Genomic DNA, 19,137 nt, shown 5'->3' with positions numbered 1-19,137 from the left:
TCCCTACTCCTTTGACTTGTGGCCATATTGACCGCCAAATTTAAGAAAGATCGATTTCATGCTGGACGATTGTCGATCTTCATCTTGTACCTGCAAGAACTGTGGTCGCTTCTTCATTAGCTGCAGCGGAGCCCTCATAAGTATATCCAGTAAGGCATTCGGATTGGCAGGAGCGAGCGGGGCGAGATAAGGCACGCCCAGGGAACGCAGCTTGGCCATATGTCCGAGAATAAGCATGGTCATGATGACAATGCCTACCGCACCAAACAGCGAGGCCGAAATAATGAGCGGAAAGCGCAGCATGCGAATGGCGATGGCGCCGTTGTAACGGGGAATGGTGAACGACGCAATTCCCGTAATGGAAACAATAATAACCATTGGAGCAGACACAATGCCGGCTTCAACCGCAGCTTGACCGACAACGAGGGCCCCGAGTATACTCACAGTCTGACCGATCGTTTTGGGCAAGCGCACACCTGCTTCACGCAGCGCCTCGAACGTAATCTCCATAATCAGGGCCTCGATGACCGCCGGAAACGGGATGGCTTCCCTGGATGCTGCCACACTGAGCAGCAGGGAAGTGGGGATCAAATCCTGATGAAAGGTGGACACCGCCACATAGAAGGCGGGTGTAAACAGGGAGACGATCAAAAAAATAAAACGCAGCCAGCGGATTAGGGTGGAAATCGGCACACGTTCATAGTAATCCTCGCTGGCCTGCATAATCATCCAGAAGGTAAAGGGCGCAATGAGAACAAACGGCGTGCCGTCCACCATGACGGCGATGCGACCTTCCAGCAGACTGGCTGCAACCGTATCCGGTCTTTCCGTATATTGAATGAGCGGAAACGGGGTGATGCTGGTATCTTGAATAAATTCCTCGATGTATCCTGATTCAAGAATGCCGTCGATGTTTATGTTTTTAATGCGGCGTATGACTTCAGCTACCGTTGCAGGGTCCGCAATGTCATCCATATAGGCAATCACGATACTGGTATTCGTCTGGCGTCCTACTGTCATGGGCTTCAGTTTGAGCGCAGGGGTCTTGATCTTGCGGCGAATCAGCGAGGTGTTTACGCGCAAGCTTTCTACAAAGCCCTCCCTCGGCCCGCGCACGACGGATTCGGTTTCCGGCTCAGAGATGGACCGAACGGGTGCCCCTCGCACGCCCAGCATCATCGCCGTTGTGCTTCCTTCTACGACCAGACCGGTGTCACCGCCCAGGACGGATACGAGAAAATCGGCAAACTGTTCGGTACTCTGAATCTGCGAGACAGGTAGGGAGACATTTTGCAAGGCTTCCGGTGTCAGCGCTTCTCCTTTCCATACCATGAGAGATTGCAGCATCTCGTTGACCATATCGGAATTGACAAGTCCGTCGACAAATATGATGAAGGCTTTCTTGCTCTTCTGAATCTGGAATTCGCGGATGACGACATCGGAGCAGTCGGAAAAGATGCGAAGCAGATGGTCTTTGTTTTTTTGTAAAGAAGATGCGAAGTGAATGTCTTTCATCTCATCGACAAACGGGTGTTCCATTCCGGTATGGACCGGATTCGCTTTTTTTCTGCCTGCTTTTTTTATCCACATATCCACATATCCACACCTCCGGATTCCGATTCAATGCCTCTTCTTATCCACAAGTGGATAATTTGGCGTAACAGGTATATAATGTCCAAATAGTTGGTTCGTCATGAAAGGTCGCACAAGCCTGGTTCACGGGAGGAGCTGCAGGATGCACTGGCTCGTATTTTTTCTTTGTCTGGTTATCGTTCAGATTTTCACCATATTGATTCTTGAATTTCGAAAGCCATCCAAGACGGTGGCATGGTTATTTATTTTATTTGTCTTCCCAATCATTGGTTTTGTTATGTACTACTTTTTGGCGAGCGAGTATCGTTCCCGCAAAAAGGTAGAAAAACGAACGCTCCATGCTCCCTTTGATATGAAGCGGCAATATCGGTCTTATTTGAAGAGTGAGCCGGTGCCGGCTGTGATTACAGCGAGACTTGGCAAGCTGTTGGCCAGCATTCCCTACTCCCCGCTTTCCTCGAACAATCGTGTTGAGGTGTTGTTTAATGCCGTAGATACATATGAAGCCATGATGAAGGCGATGAAAGAGGCGCAGGAACATATTCACCTGGAATATTATACGTTTCGTCCTGATGAGGCTGGACAACCCTTCTTGAAGCTGCTGCGCAAGAAAGCGATGGAGGGGGTGCGCGTGCGCCTGATCTTTGACGGTGTCGGTACGATGGATTTGAAGAAACCGGAGCTCACCTTGCTGAAAGAGGCCGGGGTAGAATTCACCTGTTTTCTGCCGCCGCTGTTTGCTTTTTTTGACAAGCGCATGAATTACCGCAACCATCGCAAGCTGGTCGTGATTGACGGGAAGGTGGGCTTTCTCGGAGGTATCAATATTGGCGAAGAATACCTTGGCGGCAATCCGAAGCTGGGTTACTGGCGGGATACGCATTTGAAATTGACCGGAAAGGCCGTACATGCGCTCCAGTACGTATTCATGAAGGACTGGCAGCTGTCCAAGGAAGAGGAACTGATCGAAGGCGGTTTGTTTCAAGGGGATCTGGAGGAGCATGGCATGGAGCCGGTGCAGATTATTGCCAGTGGACCCGATGCCGCATGGGACTCGATTTTGGAAGCTTACTTCTCTGCGATTTCCGCTGCCGAGGAATCCGTGTATATTACAACCCCGTATTTTATTCCCGATTCCAGCGTCATCATGGCGCTGAAGACGGCGGCCCTGAGCGGCGTAGATGTACGGGTGATTTTTCCGCAGCGTTCCGATTCTGTGCTCGTACGCTGGGCTTCTCTCTCCTATCTGGAGGAACTGCTGGAAGCCGGAGTGAAATTTTATGAATATACACGGGGATTTATCCATGCCAAGATCCTGATTGTGGATCGCAAGATCGCGTCCGTTGGGACAGCGAATATGGATATGCGCAGTTTTTTTGACAATTTTGAATTGAATGCCATGCTGTATGATCCGAAGAACATCGCGGTTCTGTTGCGGGATTTTCAGCAGGATTTAAAGGATAGTGAAGAAGTAGAGCTGAAGGATTTCGAGCAGCGTTCCAGATGGATGAAGATGAAGGAAGCCGTCGGCAGAATGCTGTCGCCGCTTCTGTAATCTCGGTAGCTTCAGCTTCGGCTAAGCAGATATTGCAATTGATCATGCAGGTTTTGCGGGGGGACCTTCTCGATGAGGTCCCCTTTCTGCTGAAGCCGCTCCGCCATATTCAGTAAATGGAAATCTGCCGCCTGCACGCCGTTGGCTGCTTCTTCCCAGCTGACAGGGGCAGAGACAGGCGCTCCCGGTCTGGCCCTCGGGGTATAGGGGGCGGCCAGCGTCTTGCCATGCCAGTGCTGAAGATAGTCGAGATAAATCTTGTTGCCGCGATCCTTGATCAGGCGTTCGATGGTAAACAGGTGCGGATACGTTTCCACGAGATACTGCGATATGAACTTGCCCAGGGCACGCAGCTGTTCGAAGGTGGGTCCCTTCACCAGGGGGACGAGAATTTGAAAGCCTGTAGCGCCGGACGTCTTGGCAACGGACTGAATGTGCATGCCGGCGAGCGCTTCTCCGACCAAACAGGTGGCTTCACAGACGTCAGGCCCTCGTTCATGGGTAGGATCGATGTCCATCACCCAATAGTCCGGGAGTGGATCATGTATACGGTGCAGGGCCGGATGAAATTCCAGACATGCCAGGTTGGCCATCCAGATGAAATCCGCACGGGATGTCGGGACAATGTAGTTCAGGTTATCCTGTGTATGGGTGTGGATAAAGGGAGGGGCATGCTCGGGACAGTTTTTCTGGTAGAAGGATTTGCCGCTGATGCCCTGGGGATATCGGATGGTAGTTAAACAGCGCTCACCTGTATGCTTCAGTAAATAAGGTACCAGCGCCGCCAGATAATGCACATAATCCAGCTTGGTAATGACAGGCTCTTCCCACAGTCGTTTGTGGGGATGGGTGAGGGTGATTTCCTGGGATTCTACCGTTAGCAAATACGCGTCTTTGACTGCCATTTAATCTGTTCCTCCTCGGATGCAAGGCTTGGACACTTGTGGGACGAGAGACCGCTGAAACCGTGGTTGATGGCTGAAAAAGGCAATGGTATATTTAGGATATGCAGACATCTATTTTATCCACAAAACTGTATATGCCTTCATCGCGGCGCAAAATCGTGGCACGTTCAAGGTTGATCGAGAAACTGGAAAAAGGACTGCATCGCAAGCTGACTCTAATCTCGGCATCCGCCGGATTTGGTAAAACCACGCTGGTCAGCGAATGGATGAAACAAAGTGAACGCCCTTCTGCCTGGCTGTCACTGGATGAAGGAGATCAGGACCCTGTACGCTTTCTGTCGCATGTGATTGCAGCGCTGCAAACAACGCTGACGAGCGAGATTGGAGAAGGCGTATTTCGTGTGCTCCAAAACCCGCAGTCCCCTCCAGTGCCGGTGATATTAACCACGTTGATTAATGAAATTATGGCCGATCCTCGCCCCTTTATATTCGTGTGCGATGATGTGCATGTCATTCAGCATGCTCCGTCTGAGCAAGCGATTGCCTTTCTGCTGGAGCATCTGCCGCCCCACATGCATCTTGTTATGGTTACCCGCGAAGACCCTCCGCTTGCGCTGCTTCCCAGGATGCGCGTACGGGATGAATTGAATGAGCTCCGTGCGCAGGATTTGCGTTTTACCCATGAGGAAGTGACCCGTTTTCTCCATGACTCCATGTCCTTGAAGCTGTCTATGGAGGAATTGCTCCAGCTGGAAGCACGGACGGAAGGCTGGATCGCGGGCCTGCAGCTTGCGGCCATTTCCTTGCAGTCCTCACATGCCTCCGGTGAAGAGAAGGATACCGAACGTTTTATACAGTCCTTTAGCGGCAGTCATCGCTTTGTCCTGGATTATTTACTGGAGGAAGTGCTGCACAAACAGCCGGAAGCAATCCAGCAATTTCTGCTGTATACCTCTGTGCTGGACCGCTTTACCGGATCTCTGTGCGAGGCGATGCTGGGAGAGCGCGAGGAAGGTGGACGAAGCGGGACAGGTGCGGGACAACAGATGCTGGAGGAACTGGAACAGGCCAACCTCTTCCTCGTGCCGCTGGATAACGAGCGCCGCTGGTATCGGTATCATCACTTGTTCGCAGAGCTGCTAAGGCAGAGACTGGAGCAAAGCTTCACCGTTTCTACGGACAAAGGGGCTGTGAGCATAAAGGATTTACATATTCGGGCTAGCAGATGGTATGAGGAACAAGGTCTGGACATAGAGGCTTTTCAGTATGCTGCTGCGGCCCACGATATAGACCGCGCGACCCGCTTGATGGAAGGAAACGGCATGCCATTGCCTTTTCGCGGAGCGGTGAATCCGGTGAGGAAGTGGTTGGCGTCTCTGCCCGTGAAGGAGATGAACGTCAGACCGTCCCTTTGGGTGATGTACGCCTCTGTTCTACTATTTGTTGGTGAGATTGCCGGGGTGGAGCCCAAACTGGAAGCCGCTGAATGGGCCCTTGCGGACTTGCCGGAGGATGAAGCCATTCGGGATCTGATCGGTCATATTGCTGCAATCCGTGCGGCGTTGGCGGTGACGCGCCATGATCCAGATGAGATTATGTTCCAGTCCAAGCGGGCACTCGCGTATTTACATCCAGAGAACATACCTGTGCGTACTTCCACGAGCTGGACCATGGGCTATGCACATGATCTCAAAGGAGAACGCGTTCCGGCGAGCCAGGCTTACGCCGATGCCGTCATCATTAGTGAGCAGATCGGCCATTTTATCATTCAGATGATGGCAGGGATGGGTCTTGGCCATATACAGGAAGTGAATCTTCAATTGGAGCTGGCCGCCGATACGTATCAGCATGTTCTGGATGCGGCAGGGCATCCACCTGTTCCCGTTGCCTGTGAAGCTTATCTGGGTCTTGCACGCATTTATTATGCCTGGAACAGGTTGGAAGAAGCGGGCTCCTTTGCTGAACAGGCGCTTGATTTGGCCGGACAGCTCGACCATGTGGATCGTGTGGTTGAATGCGAACGGTTTTTGGCTCGTCTGAACCGGGTGCAAGGCGATCGAGCGAATGCAGCGGTACACCTGTCGAGAGCGAAGCAGATTGCCAGACAGCATCAGTTTGTCTATCAGCTGGCCCACATCGCAGCTGAGGAAGTAGAGGCCTTGCTTGAAACGGGAGAGCTTGGCGCTGCTGCTTCGATGGTGCAGACCTATGATCTTCCCTTCAGTGAGGTGCGGTTGCTGCTCGCATCGGGCAAGGTCTATGAGGCACTGCAACGATTGGCGCCGCTGCGCAGAGAGGCCGTCGATCAGGGATGGCCAGACCAACGCCTCCAGGTCAGTATACTGGAAGCACTTGCTTATCAGGCGCTTGGGGATACCCATAACGCGCTTATCCGACTGACTGAAGCGGTGAACCTTGCGGAGCCTGCCGGAAGTGTTTGCAGTTTTGCAGATGAAGGAATGAGTATGACAAGGCTGCTAGAGGTGGCAGCAGAGAAGAGGCTGCATACGGCTTCGAATTACGTGCTGCTATTGCGGGATGTATGCCGTGAGAACGGCTCATTCACCCCGGTGCCTGTGACCGGGAAAGACGGCTCTGTAAGCCCCGCAAGCCCTCCGATCGAGCCCCTTACCCCTCGAGAGCAGATGATGCTGCAACTCATTGCAGAAGGACTCTCCAATCAGCAAATTAGCGAGCGTCTCTTTCTTGCATTAAGTACAGTGAAGGGATACAACCGAAATTTGTACGGCAAATTGCAGGTGAAGAGGCGAACGGAAGCGGTCGCCCGTGCCAGAGAACTGGGCCTGCTCTCCACCTTTCCCCATGATCATACTTAAGTAGGTATTCGCCACTCCCTCTGTCACGCTACACTGGAGTCAATGAGTCCTCGTGACAGGAATATACAGACCTGTTGGTGCGAGAGTATAGGGGAAAGAAGGAGAATGGTATGCAGCAATTGAACCATCGAGTGGCAAGGACGGCAGGCCTGCTTTATTTAAGTGTGATCGGGTTTGGTGTATTTGCACAATTTTTTGTACGAAAAAAGTTGATCGAGCCGGGAAATGCGGCTGAGACGGCCCGTCAGATTAAGGAGCACGAAGCGCTGTTTCGTGCTGGATTTGTCAGTGATTTAATGATGATCACGTGTTACTTTTTGTTAGCTCTGGCCTTGTACGAATTGTTTAAAACGGTTCATCAGAAGGCATCCGCGCTATTTGTCCTGTTTACATTGGTCGGCTCTGCCGTGCTTGCGGTCAATATGCTGAACCATTTTGCAGCGCTTGTATTACTAAGTGAACCCCAATATGCAGCGGCGTTCGGCACTGCCCAGTTGCATCATTTGCTGCTGTTCTTTTTGGATATGCATGCAAACGGCTATATGGTCGCCCAGGTTTTTTTCGGTCTGTGGCTGTTTCCACTTGGGTATGTGGTCTTCAAATCAGGCTACGTACATCCGATTTTTGGCCTGCTGCTCATGATGGGCTGTGTCGGATATCTGCTTGATTTTATGGCGTATTTTCTCATTCCCGGTCAAGCAGAGTGGATTTCGGCGGGGACGCTGTTTGCAGATCTCGGGGAATTCTCCCTCTGCTTTCTGTTGCTCTATAAAGGTTTCAAGCCTCAACATTCCGGGAAAAGACGTTCTCAGGGGCAGAAGCTTACGGAGGATGCAGGGAACTGAAGGACGACAGATATCTTGATGCAAGATCATACTTGCGCTTATGCAAGACCCCGACTTCGAGGATGGAACGGGGAGCGGGCGGTTATCCTACATTCAGATGGCAGGATGAAGGAGATACGCAGATGAAACCACTCGTACCGTTTGAACCGGTGAAGGCCAGAGCAAAGGAAATGCCAACAGGCGCGAACTGGATCAGTCAGTTGAAATGGGATGGCGTACGCATGCTCACCTATTTCCAGGATGGACAAATCGAACTGTATAACCGCAGACGAAATGAAAGAACGAGACACTATCCGGAACTCGGAGAGGTGTCTCGTTATCGTTCTGCGAACTCTCTCATCCTGGATGGAGAGGTGATTGCCATGCGGGAGGGAAAGCCGTCCTTCTACGAAGTGATGAAGCGAGATGGTATTCGGCACACGCATCAGATACAGGGACGTATCCAGCGTGTTCCGGTTCATTATATGGTGTTTGATCTGCTGTACCTGAACGGGGAGTGGGTCACCTCAAGGCCTCTGCGTGAAAGGCAGGCATTGCTTCAGGAGGTCGTCAGACCCGACGAAACTGTGCAGCTGGTTGAGAGTTTTACGGATCATCATGCGCTGTCCCGATTTGCCAAGGATCATGATCTCGAAGGTATCGTCTTCAAGGATATGTCCAGTACGTATGTGATCAATGGCAAAGACGACAGGTGGCGCAAGCAGAAAAACCATCAGGAACTGATTGCCGTAGTGGGGGGCGTCACCTTTCGAGGCGCTGTAGTGAACGCACTGTTGCTGGGATTGTATGATGAGGAAGGAAGACTATGGCACATCGGGAATGCGGGAGGAGGGAAGGTAAGTCAGCGGGAATGGCAAGAACTGACCGAAGCCATGCCCTCCCTTGCACAGGAAGCGTGCCCGTTTGTCCACGTACCGGCGGGTACGAAGCAGATGCGATGGACCCGGCCGCTGCTTACGGTAAAGGTGCAGTATCTGGAATGGGCAGAGGGCCATATGCTCAGACAACCGACCATACTGGGATTTGTGGCGATTCCACCGCAAGAATGCCGGTTTTCCTCTATTTAAAACACCCCATGACAAGGCAGGCAGGTCAGTGGGGTGCAAGTCGCTTCAGAGTGATGCCGGCTCTTTTTCTTTCTTTTTGACGGGTGTTCTTTTTTTGGAAGCAGGTTGATCCACAGTGGCCGATTCGGATTTGTTTTTGGCAGCGGCCTTTTTTGGGCTGTTTTTTTTGGTTGACTTCCTGGCTTTCTGATCCGGTTCTGTCGCTTTCAGACTGGCCTGCAGAGCGGCCATGAGATCGATCACGTTGGTTTTTGGCTGCTCAGGCGTCACCTGGACTTCTTCACCTGCGATTTTCCGGTCAATGAGCTGCTGCAGTTCTTGTCGGTATTCATCGTGATATTTTTCCGGCTCAAATGCAGCAGACAATTGTTCGATCAGCATCTGGGCCATGTTTAATTCCTGGTCGTTGACATTCAACTGTTCTGGCAGGTTCGGCACTTGCTGAACGGTGCGAATTTCATCGGGGAAGAAGATGGTTTCCAGGCACAGGCACTGATTGTATACCCGTATGGCAGCCAGGGAACTTTTGGAACGAATGGTCACCTTCGCAATGCCAATTTTGCCCGTAGACTGCATGGCCTGCATGAGCAGTTGGTAAGCATTGGAGCCTGTATCTCCCGGTCCTAAATAGTACGTTTTCTGAAAATAGATGGGGTCGATATCTTCGAGGTTGACGAAATCCAGTATTTTGATTTCCTTGTTTTTCTCTCCGCCCAGTTGTTCGAGTTCTTCTTTCTCAAATAAGACAAAATGCTCGGGCTCGTATTCATAGCCTTTGGCAATCTCTCCCCATTCCGCCTGCTCATCGCAATGCTTGCAGGTTCGAACATAGGAGATCGGCGATCCGCACTTGGTATGAATATAGCGCATGGCAATATCTTTGTGTTCGGTTGCGGCAAACATGCGGATCGGAACATGCACGAGTCCGAAACTAATGGCGCCTTTCCATAAAGTATGCATTCGGGTCATCCCTCCCTCTCTCTCGTCGTGATAGGAAGCAGCGGGCGGCAGGTTGTATCAATGGTTGAGTCAGATTGTTGAGTTAGGTTGCTGAGTCAGGTGCGGGTGAAGAAGCTGTTGGAGATCAGTGACAGGTTGGGCTGCTGTTTCGTTGCATTCGTGAATGGATGTCTGTCTGCGTACGAATAGTATGACCAAAAAAAGACCCCTCCATCATATTGGACGGAAGGGTCGGATTTGTGTGGTTCATTTTGTTGTCAGATGTGCAAGTTGTGAGAGCGCTTGTCGTACTATTTCAACATGACGACAAAAATTTCAAACTGGCCGATCCCTTCCAGCGTGAGCGGAATGGAAAGTGCCTGCTTGGTTGCCAGTGCCCCTTGGGCCTCGTTGTCGCGGATCAGCATAGGTGGGGTGATGTCGATCTGAATGCCCTCATCATAGAGCAGACTGCTCGCATTCCCGCTAATCATGTTGCCAAGTTCTGCGATTGCACTTTGACTCATTTCATCAAATTCAGTAATTGAGAAACCGCCCATCATCCCGGAAACAATTCTTAGTGCCACCTGCTCAGGGAAACCGAACACAATGTCTCCTTCTAATTGGCCAAAGATGCTGATTTTGAGCCAAACGTATGTACCGCTGAATTCAATATGCTTGATAGTAAGTTCACCGCGTGACGGTGTTACCGAGCACATCTGTTCCAGTACGGTCGTTGCAGATTGCAGAAAGGGATTGATATGCTGGGCCTGTTGCATACGAATCACTCCTGGTCATGGCATTCAACCTATAGACCTAACCTGCTCCATCAAATTATGTAAGAATAGTCATGATGTTATAGGATGAATTGCATAGAATTTTTTATCATTATACCATAGATGTTTCCGCTTTCGTAACACAATTTCACAATATTTTCGACAAAGTTTTTGAAAATTCTACACAGATGCGCGGATTAAAATCGGAAGATCAAGGAAATCTTAACAATGAACAGATGAGAGAAATAGAAGGAAGGAGGGAAAGAGAGATGACAGCTTCCCATCAAGATCACGAATATGAAGGACGAGACCGCCATGACATGGATATCGATCGCATGGTAAACGAAGGGCTGGGCGGGGGACAAGTGACGTTTCAGAACGGACTGGTCGATGACTCCACGACGGATACGATGGATGAGGGAGATTCGATTTTGAACCAAATCAATCGCTCCTATGAACAGCCTGAAGCATTCACCGACCTGTAACGGATTCGTCTGCCGATGACGGACCTGCAAATCGAAGGAAAGGAATGAACGACCATGATGGATGCCAAACGGGCACAGGAGATTGTAGACGCTGCGGAAGAAATTGCTGTGCAGTGTGAGGGCCAGTCTGTATGGATTGACAAGGTGGACAAGATCAGCGGTTCAGCAAGCATTCATATGAAAGAGGACCCTTCGATCCAGAAAATTGTCCCTGTTGAACAGCTGAAGGAAAACGTACACTAGCTGGATACGATTCGAGCTATCCTCCTCTTTTGTCCGACAAGAGAGGAGGATTTTCATGTCCGGCTTTATTGCTCCTGTCCTTCGACACCGATATAATAGAAGGCATGGACTTAAAGGATGGGTGGGACGTCATGAATCGTCAATTTACATATCGATCCGGGCAGGTAGCGGATACACAAAGGCTGGCTCAAGCACTTGCCTCCCGTCTAAGCGGTGGCAGTGTAATTGTGCTGGACGGAGATTTGGGAGCGGGAAAGACGACTTTTTCCAAAGCTTTTGCAGCCGGTATGGGTGTGCAGGAGATGGTCAACAGTCCAACCTTTACGCTGATTAAGGAGTACGAGGGTGCCGAGCGCCCTTTTTATCATATGGATGTGTACCGACTGTCGCTGGAAGAGGCGGATGAACTCGGACTGGATGAGTATTTTGAATCAGAAGGCATCACCCTGGTAGAGTGGGGCCTGCTCATTGAGGAGTTGCTGCCGGAAACGTATCTGCATATTCATATTGCACAGACGGACATCCATCAACGGATGTTCACCCTGACGCCATTTGGGTCCCCGTTCGACGAAATATGTGAAGCATTAACGGAAGCAGGTGTACTGAACAAATGATCGAATCGAAACAATCCGTCCAGGAAGCATCTAGGTGGCTGGCACTGGATACTTCTACGGCAACCTTGTCCGTCTCGCTGCTGACAGGGGAAGAGGAAGAGGCATCCATTCAACTGGAGGCGAACCGCAATCATTCGATACAACTTCTTCCTACCGTCGAGAAATTGATGCAGGAGAGACAGTGGCCGATGTCGTCGCTGGACGGTATTGCGGTAGGTAAAGGGCCCGGCTCTTACACCGGCATCCGGGTGGGCGTGACCGCAGCCAAAACATTGGCCTGGGCTTTGCAGATTCCGGTTATAGGCGTCTCCAGTCTGCATGCGCTTGCGCTTCCTCATGTGGCAGAACAAACAGAGGTCTGGGTCGTGCCCGTCATGAATGGACGAAGAGGACAAGTCTATACGTCCCTTTATACCCACCGGAAGCAACCGGGACTGGCAGAGGACGGCATTCGGCTGCTGGATCACTGGCTGTCTGAACTAAAGCAACGTGTGGAAGCGCATGGAGCGGACAGGATCAGTCTTCAATTTATCGGGGAAATTGCCCCGTTTGAACAGGAACTGAACGGGTTTCAGCAAGACATGTCCGGCATCGCCAGTGTCACTGTGCAGGAATCCCTGATGCGTGCAAAGGCTGTGGGATGGCTGGGGATGGATCAGGCCCGTCAGGATGGTTCATCTGCATCTGCCGTGCATACCCTGGTTCCCAACTACACACAGCTTGCCGAAGCAGAGAAAAAACTCAAAGCCAAACAGAAGTCACGATAACCGTGATCAGGTGTCAGTAAAGGAAGTTGCCTACATGGAATCTATCGAATCAATGGAACCGCAAATACGAAAAATGACCCTGCAGGACGTTCCTGCCATTTGCATGATCGAGAGGGAAGCATTTGCTACGCCCTGGTCAGAGGAAGCCTTCATTCACGAATTGACTCAGAATCATTTTGCCTGTTACCTGGTGATGGAGACCGGGAATCAGATTGTCGGATACGGCGGCATGTGGATGGTCATGAATGAAGCTCATATTACCAATATTGCCATTACTGAAGCTTATCGCGGACGCAAATGGGGCGAGAAACTGCTTGATCGGCTGCAGCAGATTGCCAAGGATTATGGTTGCTCAGGCATGACGCTGGAAGTACGTGTCTCCAATGAGATTGCGCAGCAGCTGTACCGGAAATTCGGTTTCCGGGAAGAAGGCATTCGCAAGCGGTATTACTCCGACAACCAGGAGGATGCCCTGATCATGTGGGCGGATCTGTAAGCGGTCAGTTGGCAAGACAATATTGAAGAAATGAATGGTGAGAAATCATGAAGAAACAACCCGTTCGCATTTTGGCTATTGAAACGAGCTGTGATGAGACTGCGGTAGCGATTGTAGAGGACGGAAAACATGTGCTGGTCAATCAAATATCCAGTCAAATGAAGACGCATGAGCAATACGGGGGCGTCGTACCGGAAATTGCCTCCAGACAGCATGTCGAGAGCATGACGATCATTTTGGAAGAGGCGCTGCAGAAAGCGAAGCTTTCACTGACGGATCTGTCGGCCATTGCCGTAACGAAAGGCCCGGGGCTTGTCGGATCTCTGCTCGTGGGTGTCACAGCTGCCAAGTCATTGGCGGCCGCTACACAGCTCCCGTTCATCGGCGTCCATCATATTGCCGGGCATATTTATGCCAATGAGCTGGAGCATGAACTGACGTATCCCCTGATTGCGCTTGTCGTTTCAGGCGGTCATACCGAGCTGATCTATATGAAGGAGCGCGGCTCCTTCGAGATTATTGGTCAAACGAGAGATGATGCTGTCGGTGAAGCCTATGACAAGGTAGGTCGTGCGCTGCAGCTGCCTTATCCGGGAGGACCGCATATTGACCGTTTGGCTATGGAAGCGGACGGCACGATCGAGCTGCCGCGTGCATGGCTGGAGCCCGATTCCTATGATTTCAGCTTCAGTGGTCTGAAGTCAGCGGTGATGTCTATCCTGAACCAGGCCAAAATGAAAGGCCAAACCGTAGAACCTTCACACGTGGCGCACGGCTTCCAGGCCTCTGTCATCGATGTCCTGAGTACCAAAGCGATGCGTGCGGCAGAGCAATATGGGGCCAGGCAATTGCTGCTTGCAGGAGGAGTTGCAGCCAATCAGGGTTTGCGGCAGGCATTGACCGAAGCCTGTGCAGCCGCAAACATCCCGTTTGTTTATCCGTCCATGGCGTATTGTACCGACAATGCGGCCATGATTGGCGCCGCTGCATTTCTGAAATGGGAGCAACAGGCGTTTACCGGACTGGACATGAAGGCGGAGCCGCTTATGTCCTTGCCGGAATGGGCGGAAGGCCAGATATCGTGATAAGATTGCAAGTGTCGATTACCAAACGATGTAGTACGCTGACTCAGCCATAACAGGTTCTCATGCAGCAAAGGCATCAATAAGATTAGCGAATAGAGTCGGCCATAAGACGTAGTATGAGTTTGAACAAACCGTGAGCCCCATCAGTGGATTCCCCGTGAGTCCGTGTGGCGCTCACGGTTTTTTTATATTGAAGTTCCTGTGTATAAAAAGTTATACACAGCTTTGCTTGAGTTGTGTACAACACCGTCAAAGTCCGCTCCAATCGGCTCCATGCTGTGGATGCAGAAGTGGATACTGTGGGGATGAGTTTTTCACCCTAGTCTGTGCATAGTGTGGACAATGTGGATAAAATCTGTGGAAAGAGTGTATACAAACTGTTATAAGTTGTGGGTAATGTGGACAATGCTGTGGATAAATGAAAGATGAATGGACAGAGAAAGGGCTGGCCGCTCTATCGTGGAAGTATGGAAACCCGAGGGGTTGGAAACGATGGAACTGATGAAACGGGCGAGTTGGAAGAGGGGGCGTGAAGGATGATGAGGGCAGTTTGGAAATGGATCGGAACCATCGGTTGCCTGTTGCATATGTTGCTGTCTACAGGGACGGTATCTGCGTTAACGCCCAATAGTCAACAGGGAACGCCACCACGCTCACCGGATACCCATCGGCATGTATGGGTGCTGTCCGTACCCGGTTTATCCTTCCTCGATGTTTCAGAAGTGCTGGATGCAGATTATCCGCATTTGCGTATGCTGTTTACGCAAGGCATGTCAGCAGGTATGAATGTGCGAACACCGGAAAGAGGAGTAGAGGACGTCTACCTCGCGCTTGGGGCTGGAAGGGGAGCGTATAGCCCTGCCACCTATCAGTTTGAACAGGCTGCCACTTCCCCGCCATCACGGGAGATCGCGTATGCGTTTCATACAGGGGAACGCAGAAAGGGACAGATTTTTTTGCCTGAGATCGAGAAGGTGAAGCGGCTTCAGCAACGAGGGGCTCACGATGGTGTGCCTGGCGCACTAGGGGAGGAACTGGCGAAACAGGGAATTCAGGTTCGGGTGTATGGCAATCGCGACAGGGGGAAGGGAGCAGACGCTGCGATGCTGCGACATGCCCCCTATCTGTTGATGGATCATTCCGGACAGGTGGAAGAGGGAACGATTCACCAGGGAACGAATATTCAGCACCCCAATCGTGCTTATGGGATGCAGACGCACTATGCGTGGCTGCAGGAACAGCTTGGAGAGCTCGCGGACATCAGGGATTCTTCCGTCCAGGCCAGTTCGGCTGTGACGCTGGTGGAACTGGGTGATCTCGATCGATTGCTGTCCAGCAAGGAGTTGTTAAGCCTGGATGTCTATCGGGACCAGTATGTGCGGGTGTTGCGCGATTTAGACCGCATGGTGGCTTTTGCCATAGCCCGGTTATCAGCCACGGATACGCTGTTGCTCTTTTCCCCGTTGCCTCAGGGAGAGGCCGTGGTGCAAAAATATTTGCTGGCACCTATTGTCGTTTATCCTGGTTCATTCGATTCAGACTCAGATTCACCTCCCACTGGCGGCTGGCTTACATCGCTCACGACGAAGCGAACAGGGATCGTCAGCTATGCAGATTTTGCGCCTACTCTGCTGAAACTGCTGGGCGTGGAGAGTCAAAGTGAGCAGGGAGGGTGGATCGGGCATCCGATGACACAGATTGCCTCAGAGGATGCCATCTTTCAACTCACGGATTGGATGCGGGAGGCTGCCGAGGTATATCGGTTACGGCCTCGTTTGCTGATTCCTTTTGTAACCTACGAGGTGTTGATGCTCATTGTCCTGATTTTGATTTGGCTGGTCAAGCCAGGTAAACGCAGGCTAAGTGTCGCTACTTTTATAAGTTATACATTGTTAGCAGCACCGGTGGCCATGCTGTGGAGCGGGTATGTCGGTTCTGGCGGTGTAGTCGGCATGTCCTTGTTCTTTCTGCTAGCGTGCCTGTTACTCAGCGTGATTTGCATGCGTTTTCGCGGCTTGTACGGAATCGCCATCATGACGACGATTACGGTCTATGCGATTTTAATCGACGGGTTAACGGGTGCGAATGGCATGCAGCATTCCGTTCTCGGTTATGATCCCATGATCGGGGCCAGATATTACGGGATTGGCAACGAATTGATGGGAGTCCTCATTGGCGCTGCTCTGATGTCTGCCCTGATGTGGATACAGATAAGTCGCATTTCCGGTACAGGGAAGCCGTGGACTCGTTTACATGGTGTGCTGCTCGGTTTGCTGGTATGGGGTTATCTGGCTTCCCCTATGCTCGGAACAAATGCGGGTGGAGCCATAACCACAAGTGCGGCGGTGGTGTATGTGCTATTGTATGGAGGCAAGCGCAGGCTGAGGCTACAGTGGCGGCGATCCGTTGTGGCGGGCTCCCTGTTCGCGGGGCTGGTCGTGGTGGGTTTCATACTTTGGCTGCTGAATCTTCCGTTGCTTACAGGGGGAGAAACGGGGCAAAGCCACATTGGCAAAGCCATGAGACAGCTCGAACAAGGCAACTGGACGTATGTGTCCCATCTTGTCCTGCGCAAGTTGCAGATGAACATGCATTTGGTCAGTGTGTCCATGTGGACGAAGGTATGGGTGGTGACCATTTGTCTGCTGCCGGTTCTGCTGCTTCATCCCAAAGGCTTGTTGCAGAGATGGCAGCAGCAGTATCCCTATCTGATCGCAGCCTGCACAGCTATCTCGATCAGTGCGGTGGCCGCTTTTATCGTCAATGATTCCGGCATCGTAGCGGCTTCCACTATGATCGTGTTTGCCGTGGTCCCGCTATTTATCGTTCATTTTCAGGAGCTCAGTGCTTCCCAGTCGGCATAAAGGACATCTAGCTGGTTTTTGCGGGCTTCCAGTTTTTCATTTTCTTCTTGTAGCTGTACATAATCAGCTGCAATCTTCGGATCGCTGATGGTGGCTTCGATCCTCGCAATTTCATCCTCCAGCTCCGCAATATCCTGCTCCAGCTTTTCGATTTTTCGCTGGCGGTTTCGTTCTTCTCTTTTCTGCTGTTTGCTCTGTTCATAGGAATCTGGGGAAACGGTGGCGTCTTGTTGCATAGATCTGTCAGAACCTGACGAAGTGATTTCCGACAGCTCCTGTTTTTTTTCGATGTAGTCGTCGTAATTTCCCAGGAAATGTTGGACGCCAGATGCAGAAAGCTCGACAACTCTCTCGGCCAGCTTGTTCAGGAAATATCGGTCATGGGAAATAAAAAGAACGGTTCCCTCGTAATCCATCAGAGCGGACTCCAGGATTTCCTTGCTGAACAGATCCAGATGATTGGTCGGCTCATCGAGAATGAGGACATTGGCTCTTTTCAGCATGAGTTTGGCCAGGCTGACCCGTGCTTTTTCTCCTCCGCTTAACGTCGAAATTCGTTTCTGCACGTCTTCCCCGCTGAACAGAAAATTGCCCAACAAGGTGCGAATCTTGACTTCTTCCAGGTGAGGGTGATCGTGCCACACCTCATCAAGGATCGTGCGGCTGAGATTCAGTTCTTCCTGTTCCTGGTCGTAGTACGCGACGGAGACGTTCGATCCCCAGTGAATGGTTCCCTGCTGGAGAGTATGCTGGTTGACGAGCAATTTCAGAAGCGTAGATTTCCCTGTGCCGTTCGGGCCGACCAGTGCAACCATCTCTCCGCGGTGCAATTCAAAGGCCACATCTCTGAACAGCGGCTTGTTTTCCTCATAGCCAAAGGCAAGCTGATCGACCTTGAGTACATCTTTTCCCGTCATTCGATCAATCTCGAATGAAAAGCTGGCCTTTTTCAGCGCGCCGGAAGGTTGATCAAGCCGGTCCATTTTCTCCAGCGCTTTTTGGCGGCTTTGAGCTCGTTTGGTCGTGGAGGCTCTCGCCATATTGCGACGAATAAAGTCTTCCATCTTGGCAATTTCATGTTGCTGCTGCTCGAACTGTTTCATCTCAATTTGATAATCTGCCTGCTTGAGCTGCAAATAGCGGGAGTAATTGCCGGTATACCGTTTCGAACGATGTCGTTCAATCTCGTAAATGGTGTCGACAAGCGCATCTAGAAAATAACGGTCATGGGAGACGACGATGATGGCACTGGGATAGTGACGCAGGTAATCTTCCAGCCAGCCCAAAGTTTCAATGTCCAGATAGTTGGTCGGCTCATCGAGCATGAGGACATCGGGCTGCTGAAGCAGCAGTTTGCTAAGAGCCAGACGTGTTTTCTGACCGCCGCTTAATTGATGGACTTCGGTATCCCGTGGGAAGTCGCTGAAGCCCATGCCATGCAGGACGCTTTTGATTTTCGTTTCGATCTCATAGCCGCCTTCTCTGCGAAAACGCTCGCTCTTCTGATCGTAGTTTTTTAGCAAAGATTCATATTTTGCATCCGCACTCTCGGAAGCACGGTCAGCGATTTGCTGTTCCAGAGAACGGAGTTCTTTTTCAAGTTGCAGGAGAGGCAGGAAGACCTCCTGCATTTCTTCCCACAGGGTTCGCTCAGAGTGAAGACCACTGTTCTGAGCCAAATACCCGATGGTCACCTCTTTCGGACGATGAAGCTCTCCGTTGTCATAAGGGAGCTCCGCTGCGAGGATTTTCAGCAATGTCGATTTTCCTGCGCCATTAACGCCCACAATGCCGATGCGTTCTCGTTCCAGTACTTGAAATTGAATGTTCTCCAAGATAATGTTGGTGCCGTAGCTTTTAGAAATGCCGGATGCTTGCAGCAGCATGATGCTTCCTCCTGTTTCGGTTCTCGTTATTCACATCTTCCGTAATCTGTTGAACGTGATCTCTATTCAATCGTTCTATTCGAATCGATCTATTCCAAACATTCGTGTCATACATTAGGGATACGGATAATAGTCTACCTGAGATAAGGGGGAAAGGAAAGATCATTGCCAATATTTCCA

The 19,137-nt window shown here is 51.1% G+C and carries 16 protein-coding genes; 11 read left to right on the top strand and 5 right to left on the bottom strand.

From position 1 onward, the window contains the following. Positions 1 to 3: 3 nt before the first annotated feature. Positions 4 to 1,590 (bottom strand): spore germination protein, encoded by a 1,587-nt coding sequence (locus ACFSUC_RS04355; protein ID WP_379928459.1) that lies wholly within the window; start codon positions 1,588 to 1,590, stop codon positions 4 to 6. Between the two features lie 145 nt (positions 1,591 to 1,735). Here ACFSUC_RS04355 and cls point away from each other — a divergent pair, with 145 nt between their 5' ends. Then, positions 1,736 to 3,148 (top strand): cardiolipin synthase, encoded by a 1,413-nt coding sequence (gene cls, locus ACFSUC_RS04350; RefSeq protein ID WP_379928266.1) that lies wholly within the window; start codon positions 1,736 to 1,738, stop codon positions 3,146 to 3,148. 11 nt (positions 3,149 to 3,159) lie between these two features. Here the strand turns inward: cls and ligD are convergent, their stop codons facing one another. After that, positions 3,160 to 4,053 carry a non-homologous end-joining DNA ligase gene (gene ligD / locus ACFSUC_RS04345; protein ID WP_379928265.1) on the bottom strand — a complete coding sequence of 298 codons (894 nt, stop codon included), beginning with the start codon at positions 4,051 to 4,053 and terminating at the stop codon, positions 3,160 to 3,162. Between the two features lie 158 nt (positions 4,054 to 4,211). Between ligD and ACFSUC_RS04340 the strand changes: the two genes are divergently transcribed. From ACFSUC_RS04340 to ACFSUC_RS04330, 3 genes are all read left to right on the top strand, one after another. Continuing rightward, complete coding sequence (locus tag ACFSUC_RS04340; RefSeq protein WP_379928264.1) at positions 4,212 to 6,890, top strand: LuxR C-terminal-related transcriptional regulator; 2,679 nt, start codon at positions 4,212 to 4,214, stop codon at positions 6,888 to 6,890. A gap of 110 nt (positions 6,891 to 7,000) precedes the next feature. Next, entirely contained in the window at positions 7,001 to 7,735 is a 735-nt protein-coding gene (locus ACFSUC_RS04335; protein ID WP_379928263.1) for a DUF4386 domain-containing protein, read from the top strand. 122 nt (positions 7,736 to 7,857) lie between these two features. Then, positions 7,858 to 8,802: an ATP-dependent DNA ligase gene (locus ACFSUC_RS04330; protein WP_379928262.1), complete on the top strand. Its 945-nt coding sequence runs from the start codon at positions 7,858 to 7,860 to the stop codon at positions 8,800 to 8,802. Between the two features lie 45 nt (positions 8,803 to 8,847). Here ACFSUC_RS04330 and ku read toward each other — a convergent pair whose 3' ends face one another. Beyond that, positions 8,848 to 9,762: a non-homologous end joining protein Ku gene (ku, locus tag ACFSUC_RS04325; RefSeq protein WP_379928261.1), complete on the bottom strand. Its 915-nt coding sequence runs from the start codon at positions 9,760 to 9,762 to the stop codon at positions 8,848 to 8,850. Between the two features lie 290 nt (positions 9,763 to 10,052). Next, positions 10,053 to 10,520 (bottom strand): chemotaxis protein CheX, encoded by a 468-nt coding sequence (locus ACFSUC_RS04320; protein ID WP_379928260.1) that lies wholly within the window; start codon positions 10,518 to 10,520, stop codon positions 10,053 to 10,055. Positions 10,521 to 10,786: 266 nt separating this feature from the next. Here ACFSUC_RS04320 and ACFSUC_RS04315 point away from each other — a divergent pair, with 266 nt between their 5' ends. The 7 genes from ACFSUC_RS04315 (at position 10,787) to ACFSUC_RS04285 (ending at position 17,071) form a co-directional block, all read left to right on the top strand. Continuing rightward, entirely contained in the window at positions 10,787 to 11,002 is a 216-nt protein-coding gene (locus ACFSUC_RS04315; RefSeq protein WP_379928259.1) for a hypothetical protein, read from the top strand. A gap of 54 nt (positions 11,003 to 11,056) precedes the next feature. Continuing rightward, on the top strand, positions 11,057 to 11,245 hold the full coding sequence (locus ACFSUC_RS04310) for an H-type small acid-soluble spore protein (RefSeq protein ID WP_379928258.1): 189 nt from the start codon (positions 11,057 to 11,059) through the stop codon (positions 11,243 to 11,245). 131 nt (positions 11,246 to 11,376) lie between these two features. Beyond that, on the top strand, positions 11,377 to 11,859 hold the full coding sequence (gene tsaE / locus ACFSUC_RS04305) for a tRNA (adenosine(37)-N6)-threonylcarbamoyltransferase complex ATPase subunit type 1 TsaE (RefSeq protein WP_379928257.1): 483 nt from the start codon (positions 11,377 to 11,379) through the stop codon (positions 11,857 to 11,859). Further along, the gene (tsaB, locus tag ACFSUC_RS04300) at positions 11,856 to 12,626 is read left to right on the top strand and encodes a tRNA (adenosine(37)-N6)-threonylcarbamoyltransferase complex dimerization subunit type 1 TsaB (RefSeq protein WP_379928256.1); all 771 of its coding nucleotides are present in this window, start codon (positions 11,856 to 11,858) and stop codon (positions 12,624 to 12,626) included. Before tsaE ends, tsaB begins: the two co-directional genes overlap by 4 nt. Before the next feature lie 34 nt (positions 12,627 to 12,660). Further along, positions 12,661 to 13,122, top strand: coding sequence for a ribosomal protein S18-alanine N-acetyltransferase (rimI, locus tag ACFSUC_RS04295; RefSeq protein ID WP_379928255.1), 462 nt, complete (start codon positions 12,661 to 12,663; stop codon positions 13,120 to 13,122). Between the two features lie 47 nt (positions 13,123 to 13,169). Beyond that, positions 13,170 to 14,207 (top strand): tRNA (adenosine(37)-N6)-threonylcarbamoyltransferase complex transferase subunit TsaD, encoded by a 1,038-nt coding sequence (gene tsaD / locus ACFSUC_RS04290; protein WP_379928254.1) that lies wholly within the window; start codon positions 13,170 to 13,172, stop codon positions 14,205 to 14,207. Positions 14,208 to 14,743: 536 nt separating this feature from the next. Next, on the top strand, positions 14,744 to 17,071 hold the full coding sequence (locus ACFSUC_RS04285; RefSeq protein WP_379928253.1) for a hypothetical protein: 2,328 nt from the start codon (positions 14,744 to 14,746) through the stop codon (positions 17,069 to 17,071). Here the strand turns inward: ACFSUC_RS04285 and ACFSUC_RS04280 are convergent. Then, entirely contained in the window at positions 17,041 to 18,957 is a 1,917-nt protein-coding gene (locus ACFSUC_RS04280; RefSeq protein WP_379928252.1) for an ABC-F family ATP-binding cassette domain-containing protein, read from the bottom strand. The two genes, ACFSUC_RS04285 and ACFSUC_RS04280, sit on opposite strands and share 31 nt — an antisense overlap. Between the last annotated feature and the right edge of the window lie 180 nt (positions 18,958 to 19,137).

The organism is Marinicrinis sediminis, from assembly GCF_042685085.1.
GTDB classification, from domain to species: domain Bacteria; phylum Bacillota; class Bacilli; order Paenibacillales; family KCTC-33676; genus Marinicrinis; species Marinicrinis sediminis.
This window is presented reverse-complemented; position numbering and strand designations above follow the sequence as displayed.